Origin of the sequence: Maritalea porphyrae, assembly GCF_030159895.1 — a bacterium.
GTDB classification, from domain to species: Bacteria; Pseudomonadota; Alphaproteobacteria; order Rhizobiales; family Devosiaceae; genus Maritalea; species Maritalea porphyrae.
Map to the genome: position 1 here is coordinate 699255 of NZ_BSNI01000002.1, position 24885 is coordinate 724139.

At 50.7% G+C, this 24885-nt stretch carries 21 protein-coding genes; 15 read left to right on the forward strand and 6 right to left on the reverse strand.

What is annotated here, in order from left to right:
- Positions 1–11: 11 nt before the first annotated feature.
- Complete coding sequence (locus tag QQL65_RS06900) at positions 12–1292, reverse strand: MFS transporter (RefSeq protein ID WP_284363062.1); 1281 nt, start codon at positions 1290–1292, stop codon at positions 12–14.
- 304 nt (positions 1293–1596) lie between these two features.
- Between QQL65_RS06900 and QQL65_RS06905 the strand changes: the two genes are divergently transcribed.
- Positions 1597–2178, forward strand: a complete 582-nt coding sequence (locus QQL65_RS06905) for a cell wall hydrolase (protein WP_284363063.1) — start codon at positions 1597–1599, stop codon at positions 2176–2178.
- A gap of 49 nt (positions 2179–2227) precedes the next feature.
- A complete protein-coding gene (locus QQL65_RS06910) occupies positions 2228–3001 on the forward strand; it encodes a GNAT family N-acetyltransferase (protein WP_284363065.1) in 774 nt (257 codons plus the stop codon).
- Here QQL65_RS06910 and QQL65_RS06915 read toward each other — a convergent pair.
- From QQL65_RS06915 to QQL65_RS06925, 3 genes are all read right to left on the reverse strand, one after another.
- Positions 2982–3767 (reverse strand): MerR family transcriptional regulator, encoded by a 786-nt coding sequence (locus QQL65_RS06915; protein WP_284363067.1) that lies wholly within the window; start codon positions 3765–3767, stop codon positions 2982–2984. The two genes, QQL65_RS06910 and QQL65_RS06915, sit on opposite strands and share 20 nt — an antisense overlap.
- 86 nt (positions 3768–3853) lie before the next feature.
- Positions 3854–4045, reverse strand: coding sequence for a hypothetical protein (locus QQL65_RS06920; RefSeq protein ID WP_284363069.1), 192 nt, complete (start codon positions 4043–4045; stop codon positions 3854–3856).
- A gap of 169 nt (positions 4046–4214) precedes the next feature.
- Entirely contained in the window at positions 4215–5810 is a 1596-nt protein-coding gene (locus QQL65_RS06925) for a phosphoenolpyruvate carboxykinase (RefSeq protein WP_284363072.1), read from the reverse strand.
- Between the two features lie 347 nt (positions 5811–6157).
- Here QQL65_RS06925 and QQL65_RS06930 point away from each other — a divergent pair, with 347 nt between their 5' ends.
- The 13 genes from QQL65_RS06930 (at position 6158) to trxA (QQL65_RS06990) (ending at position 22495) form a co-directional block, all read left to right on the forward strand.
- Positions 6158–6868, forward strand: a complete 711-nt coding sequence (locus QQL65_RS06930; protein ID WP_284363074.1) for a response regulator transcription factor — start codon at positions 6158–6160, stop codon at positions 6866–6868.
- An 11-nt stretch (positions 6869–6879) separates the two neighbouring features.
- Positions 6880–8646 (forward strand): stimulus-sensing domain-containing protein, encoded by a 1767-nt coding sequence (locus QQL65_RS06935; protein WP_284363075.1) that lies wholly within the window; start codon positions 6880–6882, stop codon positions 8644–8646.
- Between the two features lie 9 nt (positions 8647–8655).
- Positions 8656–9126 (forward strand): HPr kinase/phosphorylase, encoded by a 471-nt coding sequence (locus QQL65_RS06940; RefSeq protein WP_284363077.1) that lies wholly within the window; start codon positions 8656–8658, stop codon positions 9124–9126.
- Between the two features lie 139 nt (positions 9127–9265).
- Positions 9266–9667, forward strand: coding sequence for a PTS sugar transporter subunit IIA (locus tag QQL65_RS06945; RefSeq protein ID WP_284363078.1), 402 nt, complete (start codon positions 9266–9268; stop codon positions 9665–9667).
- 11 nt (positions 9668–9678) lie between these two features.
- The gene (locus QQL65_RS06950; RefSeq protein ID WP_284363080.1) at positions 9679–9999 is read left to right on the forward strand and encodes an HPr family phosphocarrier protein; all 321 of its coding nucleotides are present in this window, start codon (positions 9679–9681) and stop codon (positions 9997–9999) included.
- A 62-nt stretch (positions 10000–10061) separates the two neighbouring features.
- Complete coding sequence (locus QQL65_RS06955; protein ID WP_284363083.1) at positions 10062–10565, forward strand: DUF2937 family protein; 504 nt, start codon at positions 10062–10064, stop codon at positions 10563–10565.
- A gap of 100 nt (positions 10566–10665) precedes the next feature.
- Complete coding sequence (gene ahcY, locus QQL65_RS06960; protein WP_284363085.1) at positions 10666–12069, forward strand: adenosylhomocysteinase; 1404 nt, start codon at positions 10666–10668, stop codon at positions 12067–12069.
- Positions 12070–12200: 131 nt separating this feature from the next.
- Entirely contained in the window at positions 12201–14714 is a 2514-nt protein-coding gene (locus QQL65_RS06965) for a sensor histidine kinase (RefSeq protein WP_284363087.1), read from the forward strand.
- Between the two features lie 12 nt (positions 14715–14726).
- A complete protein-coding gene (gene tsaE / locus QQL65_RS06970; RefSeq protein WP_284363088.1) occupies positions 14727–15221 on the forward strand; it encodes a tRNA (adenosine(37)-N6)-threonylcarbamoyltransferase complex ATPase subunit type 1 TsaE in 495 nt (164 codons plus the stop codon).
- A gap of 26 nt (positions 15222–15247) precedes the next feature.
- A complete protein-coding gene (addB, locus tag QQL65_RS06975; protein WP_284363089.1) occupies positions 15248–18286 on the forward strand; it encodes a double-strand break repair protein AddB in 3039 nt (1012 codons plus the stop codon).
- Positions 18283–21756 carry a double-strand break repair helicase AddA gene (gene addA, locus QQL65_RS06980; RefSeq protein ID WP_284363090.1) on the forward strand — a complete coding sequence of 1158 codons (3474 nt, stop codon included), beginning with the start codon at positions 18283–18285 and terminating at the stop codon, positions 21754–21756. Before addB ends, addA begins: the two co-directional genes overlap by 4 nt.
- Positions 21757–21826: 70 nt before the next feature.
- A complete protein-coding gene (trxA, locus tag QQL65_RS06985) occupies positions 21827–22150 on the forward strand; it encodes a thioredoxin (RefSeq protein WP_284363092.1) in 324 nt (107 codons plus the stop codon).
- A 21-nt stretch (positions 22151–22171) separates the two neighbouring features.
- Positions 22172–22495, forward strand: a complete 324-nt coding sequence (gene trxA / locus QQL65_RS06990) for a thioredoxin (protein ID WP_284363094.1) — start codon at positions 22172–22174, stop codon at positions 22493–22495.
- Between the two features lie 42 nt (positions 22496–22537).
- On the opposite strand, the gene QQL65_RS06995 is transcribed toward trxA (QQL65_RS06990), so the two are convergent.
- A complete protein-coding gene (locus QQL65_RS06995) occupies positions 22538–23842 on the reverse strand; it encodes a bifunctional folylpolyglutamate synthase/dihydrofolate synthase (protein ID WP_284363096.1) in 1305 nt (434 codons plus the stop codon).
- A 3-nt stretch (positions 23843–23845) separates the two neighbouring features.
- Positions 23846–24841, reverse strand: a complete 996-nt coding sequence (gene accD, locus QQL65_RS07000; RefSeq protein WP_284363098.1) for an acetyl-CoA carboxylase, carboxyltransferase subunit beta — start codon at positions 24839–24841, stop codon at positions 23846–23848.
- Between the last annotated feature and the right edge of the window lie 44 nt (positions 24842–24885).

Genomic DNA, 24885 nt, shown 5'->3' on the forward strand with positions numbered 1-24885 from the left:
GTTGGTTGCCGCTATCCAATAGGCGCCATTAACTCACTCTTTCGCGCCGCCATTCGACCCTGCAAAAGCAAATAGAGCACCGTAATACCAAGGCAATAAACCGCGTTGAACCAGCTTTGGGTAACAAGGTTGATGCCGACGTCGATCAAGCCGCCGGCAATGCCAGGACCTGCAGCTGAAGCGAATACCATCACCGCAATTGCCAACGAACGCACCGCACCAATATGCGTTGTGCCATACATCTCAGCCCACAATGCGCCAAAGACCGAAGGCGCCATGCCGCCGCCCATGGCAAGCACCATCAAGAATAAAGGAATAGCCCAAACGTCGTTCAAACTCGCCATAATCAAGCAGGCTATGCCAATCGGCAAATACATAAAGGGCAACAGTCGGAATGCGCCGAACCGATCAACCAAGAAGCCTGTGAGAATGGAAACCGAAACGCCCGTAACTGACATAATGGGGAACCATGCTGTGTAGGTGGAAACGGACCAGCCTTTTACCCCTACCAAATGCGCTTGGTGAAAGAAGTATATTGTCGCTAGTGCCGGCAACGTCATCGCGCCAAAGGCGAGCGCATAAAACAATGGGTCACGCAATACTTTGCGTCGCTTCCAATCATCGCCAGTCAAAGCGTTGCCATCTGCTGCATCCGGATTTATGTCACCCCGCGCCTTTGCTCGCTTGCCATCTGGTGGGTCACGCAACAAGAATATGATCAGCGGCAACATGATGATGATCAAAAAGCCAGCGCCAATCGCCCAAATATCACGCCAGCTTAGGCTAAGCAGCGAAACGGTTATGATAAATGGCAACAAAGCTTCACCCGCGGTGTACCCCATCTGCGAAAAGGCAAGTGCACGGCCACGAAATCGATTAAACCATCTCGCCATCGCAGTTTGTGCGATATGGGGCAGCATCCCTTGACCGAAAAAGCGTAGGCCGAACAGAACCAAGCACAGAAGCACCCAGTGGTCCACCATCGACATAGCCAAAGCCATCAATGCCAAACCAACCGTGCAGATAATGGCGAGAAAACGCGGACCGAGCTTGTCTGTAACTTGGCCGATGACCGCGATCAAAATCGCGCTGAAAAGGGTCGCGACTGTGTAAAGACCTGCAAATTGTCCGTCAGTTAATCCAAAATGTGCCCGGATATCACTGTTAAACTGAGCGATAAATAGTGTTTGCCCGCCCATCGACGCAAACGTCATCATCAACCCAGCGCCAATCCACTGCCATTGACGCGCGGTGAGTTCAGAAAGTGGCGGACTGGGCGACACAAGCGACATGAATTTTCCTAAAAAAAGCAGCGCTCAACCAGCCTAAAGCTGACGCGCAAGATAGATGGGAAGGGCGAATTTGGCCCCAAGTATTGAATTGGTACGCCCAAAAATGGCAACTGCCAAGCCCCTTACTTACTCCAAGAGCTTCAAAAAATGGGAATAAATGATGCGCAAATGCCACGAAATCTCATCAATTAACGAAATGTGAAAAAATGTGGTTAACCATGACTTAACAATGAGGTAGCTTCGCGCTACAACAATTCATATGGTGCATCCAGCCGGTCGGGTTGGGGAATTTGGGACTTTGCTAGTGGCAAGATTTTTGAAGCAATTCGGGTTGGCATTCACGCTTGTGCTCCTTGCTGTGTTGCCTGCTGCTGCTCAGCAGCAAACTGCCCACCTCACACCACAATTGCTCTCTGCCTATGCAAAAACCAAATTCACCCCGACCGCTAAAAAACTGCAAATCGCCGCTGAAGAAAAAGATTGTCTGACCAAGGCGATCTACCATGAAGCGCGCGGCGAACCTGAGGCGGGTCAGTGGGCAGTTGCCCAAGTTATTCTTAACCGCGTCAAACACCACAAATATCCAAATACGGTTTGCGGCGTGGTATATCAAAACGCCCATAAAGCAAATCGATGCCAGTTTTCTTTTGCCTGTGACGGCAAATCCGATGCAGGTGGAAATGGCAACCGCATTGTTCGCGTAAGTTGGGTGAAGGCCGGTTTGATCGCCAATCACGCCTATAAGCAGTTCCAACAGCAGAAGTCGGTAGACCTGTTGCCAGATACCACACTGTTCTACCACGCAAAGCGCGTATCGCCGTCTTGGGCCTCTGCCTATCAGCCGGTGAAACAAATCGGCGCGCATATTTTCTATACACCGCTTTGATCCGCTGCTAACTTTTCACTCAACTCTTGTTTGAATGGGAAGGCTTGTTATGTCCGACGCGCAGACGCTCGATCTTTGTTGGCAAGTCGAAGAGGCATGTGCACTGGCTTGGCCTGCGGAACAGGTTGAAAAGCACCAAGGCTATGAGTTTCGACAAACAAGCAGCACACCTTCTCGGCGCATCAATTCCGTAAATCCAACGTCTCAAAGCAAGTCATGCACAGCGGCGCTTGTCGCCGATGCGGAGCGCTTTTACGCTGGGTACAATCAATCGGTGATTTTTCGAGTGCCTACAATCGCTGAAGGCTTAGCGGGCGAACTGACAAAGTCTGGGTTTGAAAATGTAAGTGCGCACACAAAAACTCTGCTTGCGCCGACGCTTACAAGTTTTGAATGGCAACACGATGTTCAACTCACCACGCATCCAGACGACAAATGGTTGCAGTTTGCGCTTGAGCGCGCGCATTTCCCGCCAGATCATCGCGTGAAATTTCGGCAGGCTTTGTTGAATATTGGCTATCCAATTTTGTTTGCACATATAGAAGAGGATCAGGAACTTGCCGCTATCGCCTATGCAGTAGTAGTGGAGGACATCGCCATAATTGAATCAGTCGAAACCGCCCCTCAATTCCGGCGCCAAGGCCGCGCCGCTCGCCTGCTCTCAAGTTTGTTGGCCAAGTGTCGACGTTTGGGGGCAAACAAGGCAGCACTTCAAGTCATGTCAGAAAATGTGGGCGCACTGGCCCTATATAAAAAGCTCGGCTTTTCAGCCGAGCTTTATGACTATCATTATCGGACAAAGCCTAGCCAAGATGGCGCTTAGCATAGGCGACCATCGCCGCTGCAAGGTACTCGGTTAAGCCTGGTGCCAACGCTTCATATCGCGCCACAAAATCTTCGTGGCTCTGATACATTTGCGATAGCCCGATATAGGCGGCTTGGTCCGGCTGTTTCTTCCACCATTGTCCGACCCAATTGTGGTGACGAGCAATCACGTTGTCCAACTCAGCATCATCGGCAGCAATTCCCCCTTGTAGGGCCAGTACGACTTCACCTTCAATATCAGCCAACTCTGCCATTCTCTGTGCAATTAGCTGGTTTTCACCATCTAATCCGTCCTGCTTGAGTTTTTGTTTTGCATCTTCGATTTCCTTGGCCATGTCTGGACCAAGCTTGTCGATTAGCTCTTGTTCATACGCTGCTTGCTTCTCTTTTGAGAACCCTTTGTATAAGTCGCTCACATTCATCTTTCTTACTCCATTTAACTCATCAATTGAGCGTTCAATCGTTTTGATTAGCTGGAGTTGGCGGCGCTGGTCCTGTTCCAAACGGGACTTCTGTTGCTCAAGCATTTTCGCGCGTTCGTGATCGGGTTCTTCCAATATCTGAGCAATTTCGTTTAGCCCAATACCCATTTCTTTGAAGAACAAAATCTCTTGCAAACGCACCAATTCGTCCCGCGTGTAGTAGCGGTATCCATTGTCACCAACAAAGGCTGGGCACAATAAACCTATTTGATCGTAGTGATGCAGCGCGCGCACCGATATGCCCGCCATCTGCGCCACCTGTTTAACTTGGTAGGTTTTCATGTGCCAAAATCCTTTCGCTGGCAAATGAGATAGTCTCTCACGCTGCGTTAGGGTCAAGCACCAATTTTAGATTTTTTTGAAAAGCGCTAGCGGCGTTTCAGGCCAATGGCAACGGCCATAACAATTCCGCCTACCGTCCAAAGAGCGATGTTGGTCAGAATGAAATCAAGATCAAGGGGACGTTCAAGGACAAAAACGCTCGCCGCTCCAAACAAAACACCGGTGAATACCGCCCAAAAGGCGCCAAAAGTCCAGTCTGCTCGTGCAAGAACGCTCATAATATACCTCAAAAATACGCTGCCACTTTATGGTTAACAAACCGATAATGGCCAATTCAACAATGCGCAGAGGAATATCAGATAATGTGGCAATTGTCTAGAAATTTGGGGCGAGCCGGGGGCGTACCCCCGAGCTCTAGATATGAGTAATTATTTATACTTAAGCGCTTTATGCAGCGTTGCTTAGGCTTGGGCCGGCATCTGCGAGCTCGTCTGCGCTTGCGCCAAATTTGGCGAAGTTTTCTTCAAACAGCTTGACCAGTTTCGCAGCTTGTTCGTCGTAAGCAGCAGCATCTTCCCAAGTGGTTCGTGGCTCAAGCAATCCAGCATTGATGCCTTCAACTGCCGTTGGCACTTCAAAGCCAAAGATTGGATCAACACGCATCGGTGTGTTCACCAGCTCGCCAGACAAAGCGCTAGTGAGCAAGGTGCGTGTGTCTTTAATTGAGATGCGTTCACCAACACCGTATGGACCACCGGTCCAACCAGTGTTGAGCAACCAGCATTCCGCAAGGCTTTCACCCAACTGCTTTTTGAGCATTTTGCCATATACACTTGGATGCAGTGACATAAATGGTGCGCCAAAGCAGGCAGAGAAGGTTGCTTGTGGTTCAGTTACACCGCGCTCTGTGCCGGCAACCTTTGCGGTGTAGCCAGACAAGAAGTGGTAAATGGCTTGATCGGGTGTCAAGCGCGCAATTGGAGGCAGTACGCCAAATGCATCAGCTGTCAGCAAAATCACAGACTTTGGCGTTGGGCCCATGCCTGTGCGGCTTACATTGTCCAAAGCGGTCAATGGATATGCTGCACGTGTGTTTTCTGTTTTCGAACCGTCATTGAAGTCAGGCTTCAGCGTTTCTTCATCCAACACAACGTTTTCAAGCACAGTGCCAAAACGTTCTGTGGCGCCAAAAATCTCAGGCTCTGCTTCGCGCGAAAGCTTAATGGTTTTGGCATAGCAACCACCTTCAAGGTTGAACACGCCATCTTTGTGCCAGCCATGCTCATCATCACCGATCAGTGTACGCTCAGGGTCTGTAGAAAGCGTTGTTTTGCCCGTGCCTGATAGACCGAAGAACAATGCTGTATCGCCATCTTTTCCGATATTGGCTGAACAGTGCATTGGCAACACACCATTTTGCGGCGCATGGAAGTTGAACAGCGAGAAAACAGATTTCTTGATTTCACCTGCATAAGCAGTTCCGCAAATGAGCACCATATTGCGGCTGAAATCGAGCATAATTGCGGTTTCTGAACGTGTTCCATGGCGCGCAGGATCTGCTTTGAAGCTTGGCAAATGCACAATGGTTACATTTGATTCAAAGTCACCCAATGCGTTTAGTGCTGGACGGATCAACAAATTGCGGATGAACAAAGCGTGCCACGCATTTTCAGTGAACACTTCAACATTCAACTGATGAGATACATCTGCACCAGCGTAAAGTTGTTGGACAAAAAGGTCTTTGTCTTTCGTCGCAGCCAAAAGGTCGGCAAGCAGCAAATCAAACTTTTCAGTCGATGTGGCTTTGGCATTGTCCCACCAAACAGTGTCATGGGTCAGCGCATCATCAACGATAAACTTGTCTTGGGCAGAGCGACCAGTATGTTGGCCTGTATCTGCAACCAACGCGCCATCGGCACTAAACTTCACTTCATCGCGCTTGACCGCGAGCGAAGCTAATACCGGTGCTTTGTCGTTATAAGAAAGCGACGCTGCGTTCGCTTGAATAGTTTGATTAATTTCCCGCCGTGTGATGGTGCTCATCGGGCTGATCCTGCTGTCCTTTAAGAAAAATGCCGCCATGAAAGAGAAAAATCTCCCATTCGGTCAAAAGAACTTAAGGAAACAGGACCAGTTTTTCCATCTGGCGATAGGTCGTACGACCTTTGTCTAATTCGGCTAAATAGCTAAAAAACATAGTAAATTTTACCTATTGGTGTTTGTCCACAGGCTCAGGTTTCTATGTGGGCGAACGACCAAATGGTAAGCACGCACTTCACAATTAGGCTTTTAAGGTCACAATTTGTGCGCAATTGTCGGTGCAATGAAACAACCAATGTTGATTTTTCATTTGACGCCAATCATATAAGGTGTGGCCGAAAGGAATAAAGATGCCAAAAATCGCTCTAGTTGATGACGACCAGAATATCCTCGCCTCGGTCTCGATGACCTTGCAGGCAGAAGGTTATCATGTGAGCACCTACACCGATGGGGCATCTGGCCTTGAGGGCTTAAGCGCAGATTTGCCTGATTTGGCCATTCTCGACATCAAAATGCCGCGTATGGATGGCATGGAATTGTTACGCCGCTTGCGCCAAAAATCAGACTTGCCGGTTATTTTTCTGACGTCCAAAGATGATGAAATTGACGAGCTGTTTGGCCTAAAAATGGGTGCCGATGATTTTATCACCAAGCCGTTCTCGCAACGTTTGCTCGTGGAGCGTGTAAAAGCGATTTTGCGGCGCGCACATGCAAAGCCTGAAGGGGCAAGTGCCACCCAAGACGGCACACCTTCAAAGTCAGTGTTGGAACGTGGTCGATTGGCAATGGATCAAGAGCGTCACACCTGCACTTGGGACGCAAAAAACGTAACGCTAACAGTTACAGAGTTTTTGATCTTGTTTGCATTGGCGCAACGCCCAGGTGTTGTGAAAAGCCGCGACAGCCTGATGGACGCAGCCTATGATGACCAAGTCTATGTGGATGATCGCACAATTGATAGCCACATCAAACGATTGCGCAAAAAGTTTCGGGTCGTCGACAAAGAGTTTGACATGATTGAAACTCTATATGGTGTGGGCTACCGCTTTAAGGAGCAATAAGCGTTTTGAAAATGGAGCGTGCATCATCGCTTTCCAATTCGGAACCGCTGGATGAGCCCCACCCAGCGGCGAAAGAAGAAAAATCGCGCCCCAAATCCTCCATTTCTCGTCTTTGGTCCCCCCTCAGCCGACTGCTCGGCTATACTATTTTCTCCTCTTTGACCCGTCGCATTGTTGTGCTCAATCTTGCGGCGTTGGCCGCGTTGGTCATTGCCATTCTATATCTAAATCAATGGCGTGCGGGCCTTATTGATGCGCGTGTCGATAGTCTGCGCGTGCAGGGAGAAATCATCGCCGGCGCTATCGCTGCATCTGCAACGGTCAATAGTGATGTCATTACCGTTGATCCAGACAAGTTTTTGCAATTGCAGAGTGATGACACTGTCGCAACGCTCAGCTTTTTTGATCAGACATTAGAATTTCCAATCAATCCCGAACAGGTTGCACCGCTGTTGCAGAACCTGATTACGCCGACGGGAACACGTGCGCGCATTTATGATCGTGATGGGCTGCTGATTTTGGATAGCGATAATATTTACGCGCGCGGTGAGGTGTTGCGCCAATTGGCGGCGCCAAGTGACGAAGAAGTCCTGTTCCTGATTGATTGGTGGAACCGGTTTTTCAGATGGCTGCGCGCTGGGGAATTCCCACGCTACCAAGAATATTCAGGGGCCGAAGGGGCAAAATATCCTGAGGTGAAAACAGCACTAAATGGCGCAACCGCATCAATTGTGCGTGTTGATGTTAATGATCGCTTGGTGGTCTCTGTTGCAGTGCCGGTGCGCCGCCTAAAGACCAATGTGGGGGTGCTGCTGCTATCAACCGAGCCCGGCGATATCGATCATGTGGTTGAAAAAGAACGCTGGAATGTTTTCAAGATTTTTTTGATCGCGGCGTCAATTACCACCATCATGTCATTGCTGTTGGCGGGCACCATTGCAGGGCCCATGCGTCGCCTGTCCGCCGCCGCGCAACGTGTGCGGACATCTATGACGGCGCGGGAAGAGATCCCCGATTACACTCAACGACCTGACGAAATTGGACACCTGTCTGGATCCCTTCGCGAGATGACGAACGCGCTTTATAATCGTATCGAAGCAATTGAAAGCTTTGCCGCTGACGTTTCCCACGAACTGAAAAATCCGCTTACTTCTTTGCGCAGTGCCGTAGAAACCCTGCCATTGGTCAAGAACGACGAAGACCGCGAGCGCCTAACGACTATTATTCAACACGATGTTAAGCGCCTTGATCGTTTGATCACCGACATCTCAAAAGCCTCTCGTCTTGATGCCGAATTAGCGCGCGAAGAAATTGGCGAGATGAACATTTCTGGGCTTGTGGCAACCATTGTTGATATACAGCAAGAGGTGGCAGCACGACGCAATGTCAGCATTCAATTTGCAGATCATCTCAAACCGAACCAACAATTGCTCCCCGGCCATGATGGGCGTTTGGGACAAGTGATTACCAATATGGTTGATAATGCGGTTTCTTTTTCCCCCGAAGGCGCTATTGTTGATGTTGAACTGAATCGTTCAGGCAAGATGGTGCACATCACGGTGAAAGACCAAGGACGCGGCATACGCGGCGACGCCGATCAGATTTTCAAGCGGTTCTATACAGACCGACCCACAAGTGATGGCTTTGGCAATCATTCGGGCCTCGGTCTTTCCATTTCGCAACAAATTGTTGAGGCTCATCGCGGTACAATCACCGCGCGCAATCGCATTGACACTCAGGGGGCTGAGTTCGTGGTCAGCCTGCCGACAACTATTTAGAGGCCAATTATGTCAGATACACCAGAAAATACATTCGGAACCGGCATCACATTTGATGGCTATGGAATTCTGCTGCGCGGCCAATCTGGCGCAGGTAAGTCTTTGCTGGCTTTGGATCTTATGGATCGTGCCGACACAATGGGTTTGGAAGCCTTTTTGATCTCCGATGACCGGGTGTTGCTGCATGTCGAAGACAGCAGCGTGATGTGCTCTTCCCCGCCGCAAATCGCTGGTCAGATTGAATTGCGTGGCTGCGGCGTAATTGAGCGGCCAACAACCGAACAGACCAAGATTCATTTGGTGATCGATCTAGTTGGCGAGCTGGACCGGATGCCGGAAAACGAAGAGTTTGAGACCGAAATTATGGGCGTAAAAGTGCCCCGTTGTCCCGTGCCCATTCGTTCGCTAATTGACAGCGTACACCAGCGACTGCTCGTGGTTGAAGCGCTCAAGCGCGTTATGCAAGCGGAACAAAAATAACAAAGATTCGGATCATCGAGCGGCATTGTTGCGCAATTCACAACGTGCTTTTGGACTTGCCAGCCGCCCATATCCCCGTCAAAACTAGAACTAAGAACAATAAAGATGATCAATTCATCTGTTGAGGAGCGTCATATATATGATTGGTATGGTGTTGGTGACCCACGGAGCGCTTGCGGACGAGTTTCGCTCGGCACTTGAACATGTGGTTGGCCCGCAAGAACAATGCGAGGCCGTAAGCATTGGCCCGGATGATGATATGGAGAACCGTCGCCAGGATATTTTGGACGCGGTCCATCGCGCCGACAGTGGCGAAGGCGTGGTAATCCTGACAGACATGTTTGGTGGTACGCCGTCTAATTTGGCGATTTCCGTCATGGAAAACCGCGAAGTGGATGTGATCGCAGGCGTGAACTTGCCCATGTTGGTGAAACTGGCGCGCGTACGGCCAGATATGAATATGCGCGACGCTGTTCACGAAGCACAGGAAGCTGGCCGCAAATATATCAATGTGGCAAATGACGTGTTGGGCGGTGTCTAATCGATAAAATCATGCCCAATTCCTGCCAACCCGAAAAGGCCTTTGGCCAACGCCTAACCATTGTCAACCAACGCGGTTTGCATGCGCGTGCGTCAGCTCGGTTCGCTCGCACGGTGGAGTGCTTTGATGCTGAGATCAGTGTAACGCGCGATGGGGTGACAGTTGGCGGTTCGTCCATCATGGGATTGATGATGTTGGCCGCAGGTGCAGGGTCAACAATTTTGGTGCAATCTAAAGGACCGCAAGCACGCGAAGCGCTTGAAGCAATTGTTGCGCTGGTCGAATCCGGTTTTGACGAAGACACAGAGGGCGTCAAGGCAAAGCAGGCTTAAGCTAAAGCACATCAAAGGGTTGTGCGCACAAACAGAGTTGCAACAAACATAGGGACGTTTCGATGCGATCTCCGTTTCTTCTGGCTGGAGCGTTGGCAGGCGGTCTAACCGCATCTCAATATCCAGAATATGCCCAGCAATACCATCAGCGCCTTGGCGGCGCTGTTGAGGAATTGGCGACAGTTATTGAAAATTTCGATCAGGATGCGTTAAGCCAGAGCCTAACCCGCGATGAAGCGCTTAAGCGTTATGAAGCATCAAGCGACCAATTCCTCGTTGAACGTGGCAAATCAATGAGCGAAACAGTTGCCCGCTATGAAAATCTGAGATCACATCAGTTCGCGCTCCAAAATGCGGGTCCCGTTGAAGAATTCACAGCATTTGCAAGTCACCTTGATCCAAAGCTAATGCGGGCAACGCTGGAAAGTTATAAGCCCGCAGTACCTGTAACACCAACAGGGTTTACATTCGCTGGCTTGGGTTTGCTCGTCGGGTGGGGGATTTTCCGTTTCATTTGGGGCATTCTAGCATTCCCATTTCGGCGGCGCGTTCGTATTTCCCGTTAACGGTCTGTTCGGGATATAAATAATTCTTTATGTCTTTATTGAATGATAAAGATTGTCCGCGTATGTATAGCGGCAATCGGGTTCAATAGGAGACGCGAAAATGAGCGCCTTAACACAAGAATATGCGGTAAAAGACCTGTCTTTGGCAGAGTGGGGCCGCACGGAAATCGAAATGGCTGAGATCGAAATGCCTGGTCTCATGGCTATTCGCAAGGAATTTGCAGCAGCACAGCCGCTAAAAGGCGCGCGTATCGCTGGTTCTTTGCACATGACCATTCAAACCGCCGTTTTGATCGAGACATTGGTGGCATTGGGCGCTGAAGTGCGCTGGGCGTCATGCAACATTTTTTCAACCCAAGATCATGCTGCCGCAGCAATTGCAGCGGCTGGCATTCCTGTTTTTGCCCATAAAGGCGAAACATTGGCAGAATATTGGGACTTTGCTGACCGCATCCTTGATTGGGGCAATGGCGAAACCGCGAACATGATTTTGGATGATGGTGGCGACGCCACTATGTTGGTGCTTACCGGCGCCAAGGCTGAAAAAGATCTCAGCGTTCTTGATCACCCCAAGAGCGAAGAAGAAGAGTATTTTGCCGCTCAAGCCAAAAAGCGGATCGCAGCTGATCCTGGTTTTTATTCAAAAGTGCGCGAAAACCTTCGTGGCGTTTCGGAAGAAACAACAACTGGCGTGATGCGTTTGTATCAATTGGCTGAGCGTGGCGAACTGCCGTTCCCGGCGATCAATGTGAATGACAGCGTAACGAAGTCAAAATTCGACAACAAATATGGCTGTCGTGAGAGCTTGGTGGATGCGATCCGTCGCGGCACGGACGTCATGATGGCGGGTAAAGTGGCCATCGTTTGTGGTTACGGTGACGTAGGTAAGGGTTCGGCTCAATCATTGGCGGGCGCTGGCGCACGCGTGTTGGTTACCGAGGTTGATCCAATTTGTGCGCTGCAGGCAGCGATGGACGGCTTTGAAGTGGTCACACTGGAAGATGCCGCGCACCGCGCGGACATTGTTGTGTCATGCACAGGCAACAAAGGCATTGTGACCTTGGACGCTATGCGCAAACTAAAAGATATGGCGATTGTGTGTAACATTGGTCACTTCGACAATGAGATTGAAGTTGCTGAATTGCAGAACTTCAAATGGACCAATGTGAAGCCGCAAGTAGATTTGGTACACCTTGCAGAAGATAAGCGCATCATCCTTCTCTCAGAAGGCCGCTTGGTGAATTTGGGCAACGCGACGGGCCACCCAAGCTTTGTGATGAGCGCCTCTTTTGCCAACCAAACATTGGCGCAAATTGAGTTGTGGACCAAAGCAGAAGAGTATTCGAATGCTGTTCACGTCTTGCCTAAACACTTGGACGAGAAAGTTGCAGAGCTGCATTTGGAAAAGCTTGGTGCCAAGCTTACAAAACTGAGCCAAGAGCAAGCTGATTATATCGGCGTGCCAAAAGACGGTCCATTTAAGCCAGAGGCTTATCGCTACTAGTCAAAGCAAGTTTTTGCGACTGCGATTCATTCGCAGAACATTTCAAGATCAGGGTGGCCCCGCGCCACCCTTTTTTGTTCATGGCTTCATTTTGACTCTTGTTGCCTGATTCGCCCAAGGGCTATGGTTAGGTGATTCGATTTGGTGGCGAATTCGTATTTTATTCGTTTAAGGGGCAAGACATGGTGCCGGGAACTTTCCCGATCAGTAAAGGAGTCGCAAGATTCGCAAGCGCGCCAGCTGCGCTTATGCTGACAAGCCCGGCCTTTGCCCAGGTAAACGAACTCTCATCTTCTCAACTTTTATCGACCACACCCTACGCGATTGCCGTAGGCGCTGTCCTGTTTGGCACCGCCGCTACCTTTTTGTCTTTGATGCAACAGCGCAAAAGCCAACGTGTTGCCGCTGAAGCAAGAGAACAACTCACTGATCTCAGCGCTGAATTGGACGAAAAAGAAAACATTCTGAATGGCATGTCGGAGATCACGGTGATTTGGCGTGATCCGAGCGCGGCGCCATCAGTTGTTGGGCCGGTACGCCAAGTTATTGAGAATTTTGTCACCAACGATATGGTTTTGGACTTTGATCGATGGCTCACCGCGCAAAGCGCAATTGAGGTCAAGTTCAAGCTCGCTGACCTTCTTGCGCAGGGAACTGAATTTGAGTTTGGCGCAAATGGTAGCGCTGAGCAGCGTTTCCGTGTTTGTGGTAAGTTGGTGGCTGGTAGTCCGGTGCTGCGCATTGCGCGCCGCATTGCGGAAGAAGAAACGCCATATGTGCTGCCAAGCGCCAGCAAAAGCCAGCTTGATATCGAAACCTGCTCGCAATTATTTGAAAAACTGAACCACCCGGCGTGGGTGCGCGATGTGCGTGGCAAACTTGTCAAAGTCAATCAAGCCTATTTCGAATTGCTTGGTGTGCCCGAAGAAAACAGGGAAGGCGAGGTGCCAGAGCTGTTTGACGATGCGGCATTGTTGCGCCTGCGCGAAGTGGCCACCAGCGAGGGGCCGCATTCAGTAACCGAGCATCATCAACAGTTTGGCACGCTGGACGTCACCAAGTTTAAGCTGGCAAACGGAACCGCCGGTTATGCGGTTCAGGGGCTCGCCTCAAACGAAGAGAAGAACGACCCGCGCGCTAGTTTCCTCACCGCTGCAATTAACGAGCTACGCACACCGGTGGCCGTTTTCGATGGCAGCGCACAACTGACCCACTACAACAAGAGCTTTGCCGATTTTTGGGATTTAGATACAAAGTGGCTCGACACGCACCCCAATGAGAAAGCTATTCTTGATCGCTTGCGCACCGAAGGTCAGTTGCCACTTGAGCCTGACTATAAGAAATGGCGCTCGACGCACCTTTCGAGCTATGGGCTGAAGAAGAAGCGCGAAGATATGTGGCATCTGCCCTCTGGCCAGGTGTTGAACGTGATTGCCTCACCTGCACCCAATGCGCGCGGTGTCATCTATGTCTATCACAATGTGACTGAAAAGCTGGCGCTGGAAAGCCGCTACAATGCGCTTATCCATGTGCAGGATGAAACGTTGAACGCGCTGCGTGAAGCTGTTGCAGTGTTCGGCACCGATGGACGGCTGAAGCTGCACAACACGCAGCTTTCGGGCGTTTGGAAAATCCCCCTAAATGAGTTGAACAAGCAAACGCACATATCAGACATTGTCGAACTGTGTGGCAAGTCTTTGCCTGAGGATGGCCGCGACATCTGGGTCGACCTAAAGTCATTCATCATCGATATCAGTCCGGAACGCTCCAACAAAACTGGTCGCATCGCACGTGCAGATGGTCGCTTGATCGACTACGCGATTGTGCGGCTACCAGACGGTCAAACCTTGGTGACATTTGTTGATGTCACTGAAAACGCGGCATATGAGCGGGTATTGAAAGAACGCAATGAAGCGCTTGAAACCGCCGACAAGCTCAAAGACGCCTTTGTGCAAAATGTTTCATATGAGTTCCGTTCACCTTTGACCAACATCATTGGCTTTGCCGATCTGCTCACATCCGGTGAAGCTGGTGAACTTAATGAAAAACAAAAGAGCTACGCCAACTATATTCGCTCCTCAAGCGCCACGCTTGGTCTTCTGATCGACAATATTTTGGACCTCACCACGATTGATGCCGGTATTGCTGAACTCAATGCTGAGGTGCTCGATGTTCATAAGCTCGTCGAAAAGGCTGCCGCTGGCGTTGTCGCCACTTTGCAAGTTGCGCAATCCGACGTGCCGATCAATCTTTCGATAAATGTAGCCAACAATTTGCCCACATTTGTGGCCGACGGCGCGCGCATTGTGCAAGTGCTCTACAATCTACTTTCAAACGCGGTTCGGTTCTCTGAACCCGGTGCCAAAGTATCTTTGGATGTGGTTGAACGAGCCGGGCGCATTTTGTTCATCGTGGAAGATGAAGGCGAAGGCATCCCTGAAGACATGATTTCTTCAATCTTTGATCGGTTCGAAGGCCGTGCCGTGGCTGGGCGTCAACGTGGAGCCGGTCTTGGGTTGTCGATTGTGAAAACCTTCGCTCATATGCATGGCGGTACCGTTGCCATAGAGCGCCGCGAACCAAAGGGCACTCGGGTTATTGTAAATATGCCCGCAGAGCAGATCGCCCAGGGCGCAGCGGAGTAGATTGGGCCGATCATGACGGACCAAATTCGACTGCAAATCAAAACCGAAAACGGCACAACAGAATTGGCGGCGGCATTTGCTTGTGTGGTTGAACCTAGCGACATTGTTTTGTTGTCTGGAGACCTAGGAGCCGGCAAGTCTTTCTTTGCAAGACAACTCGTACGTATTTTAGCAGGCGACGAGCATATGGATGTGCCCAGCCCGACTTTTTCGTTGGTGCAACCTTATCAGCTGGCCAACATGAGCTGCCTGCACGCCGATCTCTATCGCCTTAGTGATGAGAGTGAGGCAGAGGAACTTGGCTTGTTTGATGACAACAATCTTTTGCTCATCGAATGGCCAGATCGATTGCCAGAGCTTGCGCAAAAAGCTCGTTTCGCGTTGGACATAAAGAACGTGCCCAATGCCGCCGAAGAGCGGTTGGTTGTAATTGGTGCAAAACAGCAGGATTTAAAGATGCTTGCGGCAGAGCTCGAATCCAGTTCTGATATAGTTTTACTCAGCTAGTTTTCTCCGCCCTAAGGCCTTGCTAAATGCACCACCAAAAGCTGTTTTCGATTGCGCCAGATGCGCCGTTTCTGCCGACTTTGGCGCGCAGCCTGATGGATGGCACCTTGTTGCCAGACTGGTCACGCGAAGGTGCGTTTTGGCTAAGTGATATCACGATTTATGTGCCCACCAAGCGGGCTAGGTTGGCGCTGATCGATCAATTGCTGGCGCTAAATGGCGGCACGCAATTGCTGCCCAATATTTTCACCTTGGGTGAGGGAGACGATGCAGAAAATGCGTTTTTCACCGATCCTGACGTAGATAGTTTCGATGTTACCTCAAAGCTTTACCGCACCACCATCTTGGGTCAACTCATCAAAAAATGGGCCGAGATCACTGGGCAGAACCAGCAGCCAGGCTTTTCTTCACCGCCATCGACAACTGAAATCTTGGCAATGGCGCAAAGTCTTGGCAGCCTCATTGATGACTTTTTGACCGAAGAAGTGGGTTTCGAGCGCATTAAAGACCTTGTGCCTGAAGAGTTGGCGCAGAACTGGCAAGAAACGCTGAAGTTCCTTGACATTGCTTTTTCGGCATGGCCGGATCATTTGCGTGAAATTGGGCAAATCGATGCCGCCTTGCTCCGCCGCCAACGGTTTGACTTCGCCTCAAAGTCATTAAGCTTGCGCTATGGCAACCGCCCGGTCATTGCTGCGGGTTCAACCGGCTCCGTTCCAGCGACCCGACGCTTTCTAAAATCAATCTCAGATCTGCCAAATGCCGCAATTGTTTTGCCCGGCTTTGACGTATCGATGTCACCAAACGAACACGCTCACCTAATTGAGGATAAAAACCAATGCCATGCGCACCCTCAGTTTGGTATGGCCAAGCTGCTGCGCGAAATTGGCGAGGGGCCGCAAGCGGTTCAAAGCCTTGGCCATGCGAACGGCGCCAGGGCATCCATTCTCAACGCCACATTGGCCCGTATCGAGCAAACAGCTTATTGGCATGATCAGCGCGCCCAAATTGAAACCAAGGCGCTCAGTGACGCACTTGAAAATGTTTCCATCATGGCCCTCGACAATCTTGATCATGAGGCGCGCGCTATTGCGCTCGCAGCGCGCGAGGCTGTCGAGACAGGGCAAAATGTCGGCATAATTTCACCCGACCGAGATCTGGCGCGACGTATCAAGGTTGAACTTGAACGTTTCGATATTGTCATTGATGATAGCGCAGGTATGCCGCTTAGTCAGTCACCTGCCGGGCGTTGGTTCCGACAGCTGCTTGCCGCGCTGCAATCCAATTTCAAGCCCGTGGATTTGGTGGCATTTCTGGCTAATCGCAGTGTCCGACTTGGTCGCGAACGTGCCGAGATTTCCAAATTGCGCGAACTGCTTGATCTGAGCACGCTGCGCGGCGCGCGCGGAATCAATGGATTGGTTGGTATCAAGAAGCTAATTGCTGATAATGCGAGTGGCGAAACAAAACGGGTTAGTAAGCGTCTTACGCAAGAAGAAGCGCTAGATTTGATTGCTTTGATTGATGACCTGCAGACCGCTGTCGAACCGATTTGTACTGATGGCGAAACAGTTTGGAACATGGCGAGAATTGCTCGGGCTATTCCAAACCTTATTGCCAAAATATGCGGCCAAGATGCTGCCCAAAGTGGGATGCTGCAGGGTGTCGATGAATTGCTCAAATGGGCTGAAGACTTGGCCCGCTGCACACATTTTTCACCAAATGCGCGCCCCGACGATGTGATCGCATCGATCAATTTGTTGATGCAAAATATTTCGGTTCGGCCGCCAGAAACGACGCGCCAAGACGTGCAAATTTGGGGTCGAATTGAAGCGCGGTTACTGCACGCTGATCTCATGATACTTGCCGGCCTAAACGAAGGTGTCTGGCCCGAAATTGCCGAACCTGGCCCTTGGTTGTCGCGGGGAATGAAATTGGCGATCAAGCTTGATCCGCCAGAGCGCAAAATTGGCCTTGCAGCCCACGATTTCTTGATGGCGATGGGGGCACCAAAAGTGCTGATCAGCTATGCAAAAAGGCGCGGTACGTCGCCGTCTGATCCATCGCGCTTTATTCAACGGTTGGAAGCGTTTCTAGGGGAGAAACGAAGCAAAGCACTCTATAGGAAGTCAGCGCATTTCAAGACACTAATTACCCAAATAGATGCGGCAGAAACAGTAAGGCTGAGCCCTCGTCCTGCGCCGACGCCGCCGGCAAATATTCGTCCGCGCCGCCTGTCGATCACCGAGATTGAAACATTGGTGCGTGACCCATACGCCATTTACATCAGGCATGTATTGGGTTTGCGCAAATTGCGAGCGCTCGGCGCTGCTCCCGACACGGCAGAGCGCGGCAATTTGATCCACGAAGTGTTGGCCACCTTTGTGCAAAAGGAATTGGACTTTTCAGCGCCTGATGCGCATCAACAGCTTATGGATATTGCGCTAGGAGTTTACGCAAAACTTGATGATGTCGCAGACCGACGAGACATTTGGTTGAAACGCTTCTCAGCGATCGCTCACACAGTCATTGCGTTCGAAAGAAATCGTCATGTGAACATCATCCAACGCAATGCAGAAATTCGCGGCTCAATGACCCTTCCCGTGGCAAATGAAAACGTCACCATTTATGGCGATGCAGACCGTATTGATATTCTGAAAAGCGGTGCGGCTGAATTGATCGACTTTAAAACCGGTTCGATCCCCACAAATAAAGACATGCAAAATTTCATGAGCCCGCAATTGCCAATGGAGGCAATGATCTTGCGTCATGCAGGCTTTGGCGGCGTTCCGCAGGCCGACAGCGATGCGCTCACCTATATCAAACTATCTCATGGCCCAAATCCGTTTGAAGTGACAAATTTTGCGACCGGAAAGCAAAGCTTGGATGCCGTTATTGATGATTACTGGCAACATTTCTCTGCCTATGCGCAGATCATGTTGATGCAAGATCACATTGCGATGGCGGCGCAATTAATGCCGAAAGAAAACCAGCAATTTGCTGGCGATTATGATCATTTTGCGCGGCAAAAAGAATGGATGATCGACCAAGGAGATGACGAATGAGCGAGCATCCCCGCGGCGAACTATCCATCTCTGAAGAAACCAAGTCCAATCAGACAAAGGCTGCCGATCCTTCCGCCAATGTTTGGGTAAAGGCCAATGCAGGGTCCGGGAAAACCTATGTGCTAAGTCGTCGCGTTCTGCGCCTGCTGATCGATGGCGTGCCACCTGAGCAAGTGTTGTGCCTTACCTACACTAAGGCTGCTGCCGCAGAAATGCGCGCGCGAGTGACCAAAGAACTTGGTCAGTGGGCGATAATGGACGATGAAGAGCTGTCGAGCGCCATCATCGATCTTGAGCACAAGCGACCAGACCGTACGCGCCTCAACCATGCGCGGCAATTGTTTGCCAAAGCGCTTGAGACACCGGGCGGGTTGAAAATCAACACGATCCACGCCTTCTCAGAAAGCGTGCTGCACCGGTTTCCGCTCGAAGCCGGTGTGCCATTTGATTTTCATGTCATCGACGATGCGCAGCAAATGGAACTGTTGCAATCAGCGCGAGAGAAAACTCTGGCGCAACGCTTTGACGATGCCGACCTCAAACATGCTGTAAACAAGCTATTTGAAATCGCTTCGGACAATGGTTTGGAAGATGCGATTTCTGGCGCTTTGTCATTCGGCGCAAAGCTGCGCTTGGTGTTACAGAACAAAGTACGTTGCGAAGTAAACTTACGAAAACTTCTTGGGCTTTCTTCGTCCGACGATCTGGCAACAATTGCAGATAGAATCGTCAATGAGGCCATTCTCCCGCCGTCCGAATATGGTGCGGTTTCTGCGGAACTAGCCCACTTGGGTGTCGCCAAAAATTTCAACAAAAAACTTGCTAAAGCCGCGGATCAACCGATTGATGCAGAGTTGATTCTTGGCACGTTTTTAAAGCCCGATGGTCAGCGCCCCGGCAGAGGTCACGAGGCGCATTCCGGCGTTGCTAAACACAACCCATTACTTGCGGAGCGATTAGAACAGGAAACGGATCGGCTCGAAGCACTGTTTCAAACCTACATGGCGGCTAAAACACTCGATCATTCGCTTTCGCTATTAGCGGTGATTGAGGCAATTTTCGCCCAATATGATGCGCAAAAACGAGCCCGTTCACTTCTCGATTTTGATGATCTGATTATCCATTTGCGCCAATTGCTTGAGCAGTCTGAGTTTAAGGATTGGATCGCCTACAAGCTGGATGCGGGCATTACCCACATTTTGGTGGATGAAAGCCAAGACACCAATCCTGAACAATGGCGAATTGTTGAAGCGCTACTGGCCGACTTCTTTGACGGTGAAAGTGCCATTGAACGTCCGCGTTCTGTGTTTGCCGTGGGCGACGAGAAGCAATCGATCTTCAGTTTCCAAGGGGCCGAACCACGCCTGTTCGGCGAAACCGGGCGCAAGCTTGGCTTGCAAGCCATGACCGCGCAGCGGACGTGGCAAAGCCTAACTTTGAAAACCAGTTTTCGCACGGTTAAAACCATTCTCTCAGCGGTTGATTTGGTTTTTGCCAATCCTTTCGCGCACCAAGGTTTGACAGGCGACGATGAGCGCACTGTGCATGAAGCAGCACGTCTTATGGATGGGGGCATTGTTGAACTTTGGCGGCCAATCGAAAAACCGCAGGAGCCGGAAAGCGATCAGGTCTACAAAACCGCTCCGAGTGATCCTCGGGCTCGGCCCGAAGACATATTGGCTGACAAAATTGCGACCACCATTGACGAGTGGGTGCGACATGGCCGCCAATTGGGCAATCGGGACGCAGTCGTAACGCCGGGCGATATTTTGATTTTGGTTCAATCGCGCGGCGCAATGTTTAAGGCGATGATCCGCGCTTTAAAGCAAAAAGGGCTGCCCAACCTTGGCGAAGACAAGCTGACTATTTCCACCCATATTGCAGTGGAAGATTTGTTGGTGCTCGCTGACGTGATGATGAATCCAGCCGATGATTTGGGCCTGGCCACGTTGCTGCGTTCGCCATTGTTTGGCTGGGACGAAGATCAACTTTTTGCGCTTGCGCGAGGCGAGCGTGCTGGCAAAATTCGGATGCAAAATCAATCGCCAGTTTGGCCGCTTTGGGTCCAGTTGCAGCACGATGCACAAACCAACAAGCAAGCCAAACGATCAGTTGAAGCAATCCGACTATGGCGCAATCGGATCGACCTAGATCGACCTTATGAGTTCTTCGCCCACATTCTGTTCAAAGACGATGGGTTGAAGAAGTTTCACGCACGTCTCGGCCCTGAGATTGATGATGTGATCAATGAATTTCTCAATATGGCGCTGGCGCATGAGCAAACAGATCAGCCTTCAATGCTTGGTTTCGTCACCGCAATGCGCCAAAGCGAAAGCCAGATTAAACGAGAATTGAGTGAGGCAGGCGACGCTATCCGCGTAATGACCGTGCATGGCGCCAAAGGTTTGGAAGCGCCGATTGTGTTTTCCATCGATGCCACCTCAGCGCCTGCGGGCAGACAGAACGCTAAGTCTATATTGCTAAGTGCAGACCACGATGCGCCACAAAACGCTTATCTGATTTGGGCAAATGGTTCGTCGAAGAACCAAGCTGCAGCCGTTCAAGACATTGTTGAATTTGAAAAGGAAAAGGATCAAGCCGAGTATCGCCGCAAGCTCTATGTGGCACTCACCCGGGCCGAGGATGAACTATATATCACTGGCGTTGAAAAGCGCGGGCAAGAAAAAAGCTGGTACCAAATGGTTTTTGATGGCTTGGCCCAGCATTGCCGCGAGATAAAAGATCAAGATGAGCAAACCATTGTTTGGCGATATCCAGCGACAGCTGAATATCAATATAAAAGCAACATAGAGGCGAAGGCTGTGTCTGATAAGGCGCTGCCAGCCTGGGTAACAGACCCGGCGCCTGTGCCGCTTACAAAACGGATTGTGGAGCCATCCAAGCATGACGAAACGCATGCGCAGTCTGGTGGCGGTGGATTAGACCGAGAAACCGCTCGTTTGCGCGGCACAGCGCTGCATGCGCTCCTGCAATTCATGCCAAGGTTTGATCGCACGGAGCGAGACAAGTTGGCCGCTCAGGCGTTGCTCACATTGATGCCACATCATCCTCAATTGCATGGCGAGATGATAGCCCAAGCACATTCCATTCTCGATCATCAAGATTTCGCCGAGCTGTTTGGCCCAAATTCAAGAGGTGAGGTCGCAGTGGCTGCAGATATTGAATTTGAAGACAAACCGTCACGGATCACAGGGCGTATCGATCGGCTATTGGTCAAGGATGACGAAGTGCTGATTGTTGATTTCAAATCCGATGCCAATCCCCCCAAAGATATGGCTGAGATTCCACGCAATTACCGCACGCAACTACTTCGCTATCGTGCTGCTTTGCGCAATCAGTTTCCAAGCCGACCCATTCATTGCGCTATTCTGTGGACTGAGAATGCACAATTTTCGAAAATCTTAGATTCTGATTTCCAAAGTGCCACAAAATCGTTCACCTCGTCGTGATTTGCTTGAACCGGACCGCGACTCTTCTTACTTTCTGGTCAACAGATATAACAAATGAAAGGGGCAGGCTATGACCACCCAAGTTTCTGAAGCACAATTCTCTGACGAAGTTCTTGGCGCTGATGTGCCAGTTTTGGTCGACTTCTGGGCAGAATGGTGTGGCCCATGTAAAGCGATTGCGCCAGTTTTGGACGAGATTTCCAACGAGATGGCGGGCAAAGTTAAGATCGTAAAAGTCAATGTGGATGAAAATCCAAACATTGCCGCTCAGTATGGCATTCGCTCTATCCCAACCATGATCCTGTTTAAAGGCGGCGAAGCTGCGGACATGAAGGTGGGCGCAGGCGAACCAAAAGCGGGCCTCGTAAAATGGCTTGAAGGCCACGCGGCTTAGATTTTTCAAAAGGACACCATGATGCTCAAAGATGTCAACGACAACAATTTCGCCACAGAAGTTCTGCAAAGCGATCAGCCTGTTCTTGTCGACTTCTGGGCAGAATGGTGCGCGCCCTGCAAGGCTATGGACCCCATTTTGGAGCAAGCCGCTGGCGACTTGGACGGCAAGGTAAAGCTTGTAAAGCTCAACTGCGCCGACAACCCTTCGACCATGAGCCAATATGGCGTGCGCAATATGCCCACCTACCTGCTTTTCAAAGGTGGCGAGGTCGCAGACATCAAGGTCGGTGCAACATTGTCCCACGTTGGACTTGTAAAATGGCTAGAGGGTCACGCAGCCTAAAGGTAGGTTTTGCATTGCTAGGAATTGTAGACGCCGCCGCAACTATTGTGGCGGCGTTTTGTTTTGGGCCAAAACGTCCCCGGTGAGATATAAAGAGCCGCAAATCACCACGCGCTGAGGTTCATCACGCGTCACAAGTTGCAAGGCATCCTGCACACTTGGCGCGTGCGTTGCGGCAAAACCATGCTGAATAGCAAGTTCTGCCAAATCTTGTGGCGATGTACCCGCATTCGTTGTCAGATCATCAGCTGGCACAGGCACGGTGATGACTTTTTTAGCCAAACCCTCAAAACAGCTCAGATAGCCTTCAACATCCTTGTTGCCCAACATGCCCAAAATGAGCGTAAGGGGGCGGGATTGCTTGTCGTTTAGGTCGCCCAAGCCCTGCGCCAATACTTGCGCGCCAGCCACATTGTGCCCGCCATCAAGCCAGAGATCGCTGCCTTGCGCCAACTTGTCTTGCAAAAGGCCAGGCAATGGCTGCATACGAGCGGGCCAAATTACAGATTGCAGACCTCTAGCAATTTCTTCAGAGCTTACGCCTGTGCCAAAATGCTTAAGGGCGGCAATGGCCGTGGTGGCGTTTTCGAACTGGTGAATGCCGATAAGTTTTGGCGTTGGCAGATCTTCCAAGCCTTCAGTATCTTGATAGACGAAGCGGTCTCGCTCCGGATAGCCATCAAAATCTTGACCGCATATGAAGGGGGTAATGCTCAGCTCTGCTGCGCGTTTCTCAAGCACATCCATTGCGTCGTGAGGCTGGCGAGAGAAAACAGCTTTAGCGCCGGGTTTCAATATCCCGGCTTTTTCGAACGCGATTTTTTCAACCGTGTTGCCTAAGAACTGTACGTGGTCGATGGATATTGGGGTGATTACACACCCAAGTGGGTTGGGCACAACATTGGTGCTGTCCAATCGACCACCAAGACCGGTTTCAAGCAACACATAATCCGCTTCAACTTGGGCGAACAATTCAAATGCAACCGCGGTGGTAATTTCAAAGAACGTGATTTGCTGCCCGTCATTGATGCGCTCGACGCGTTCCAGTGTTTCGTTGAGCATTTGCTCATCAACAAACTGCCCAGCCAACCGAAAACGCTCTCTGAAATGCACCAAATGCGGGCTTGAATATACGTGAACACGTTTGCCCGCTGCTTCCAGCATGGCACGCATAAAGGCGATGGTTGAGCCCTTGCCGTTGGTACCTGCCACATGAATGACAGGGGGCAGCCGACGTTCGGGATGGTCCAACTGTGCCAACAAGCGGTTCAGTCGTTCCAAGGACAGGTCCATCTTTTTGGGATGCAGCGCCAATAGGCGCTGCGTAATCACCTGGGTGGTCGTCACGTTTTATTCTGCGTGCGCTACAGGTGGAGGTGCAACATCTTCGCTGTTTTCAGCTGGTGCGTTGTCAGCATCATCGCCAGCACCTTCGGCTTCAACAATCGCGTCGCGAACGGTTTTCTTTTTCGGCGCGGCCAGTTCCATATCGTTGAGCGGTGATTTCATGAACATGCCAACCAACTTGCCGATGGTTGAGCGTAGATTGTGGCGGTGCACAACCATATCGATCATGCCATGCTCTAAAAGATATTCAGAACGCTGGAACCCTTTTGGCAAGCTTTCGCGAATTGTTTGCTCAATCACGCGTTGTCCTGCAAAGCCGATCAATGCGTTTGGCTCAGCAATATGCACATCACCAAGCATCGCGTAAGATGCGGTCACGCCGCCGGTTGTTGGGTCGGTAAATACAACAATGTAAGGCAAGCCAGCTTCACGCAGACGCTGCACGGCAACAGTTGTACGTGGCATCTGCATCAAAGAAAGCATGCCCTCTTGCATGCGCGCGCCACCAGAAGCGGTAAACAGGATAAATGGCGTCTTGTTCTTCACCGCCATTTCAAGGCCCTTAACAATGGTCGCACCAGCCGCCATACCCAGCGAGCCACCACCAAAGTCAAAATCTTGCACACCCACGGTTACATCGCGACCAATCAGTTTGCCGCTGGCCAGCAACACACAATCTTTCATGTCTGTTTTGGCGCGATAGTCGCGCAATTGGTCGGCATATTTCTTTGTGGCGCGGAACTTTAGTGGATCATGGGCAACATCTGGCACTTCGTGCTCGGTATATTCACCATTGTCCAAAAACGCCTTCATGCGATCGCGGGCTTTGATTTTCATGTGAAAACCAGAATTTGGTACCACCCATTGGTTGGCTTCCAAATCGCGATAGAACACCATTTCGCCGCTCTGTGGGCACTTCACCCAAAGGTTTTCAGGGCTTTCCCGCTTGTTCAAGAATGAGCGGATTTTTGGGCGAACAACTGAATTGATCCAGTTCATGAAGCTATCAGGCCTTCCTGTGTTGCTTTACTTTGTTGCAGCGC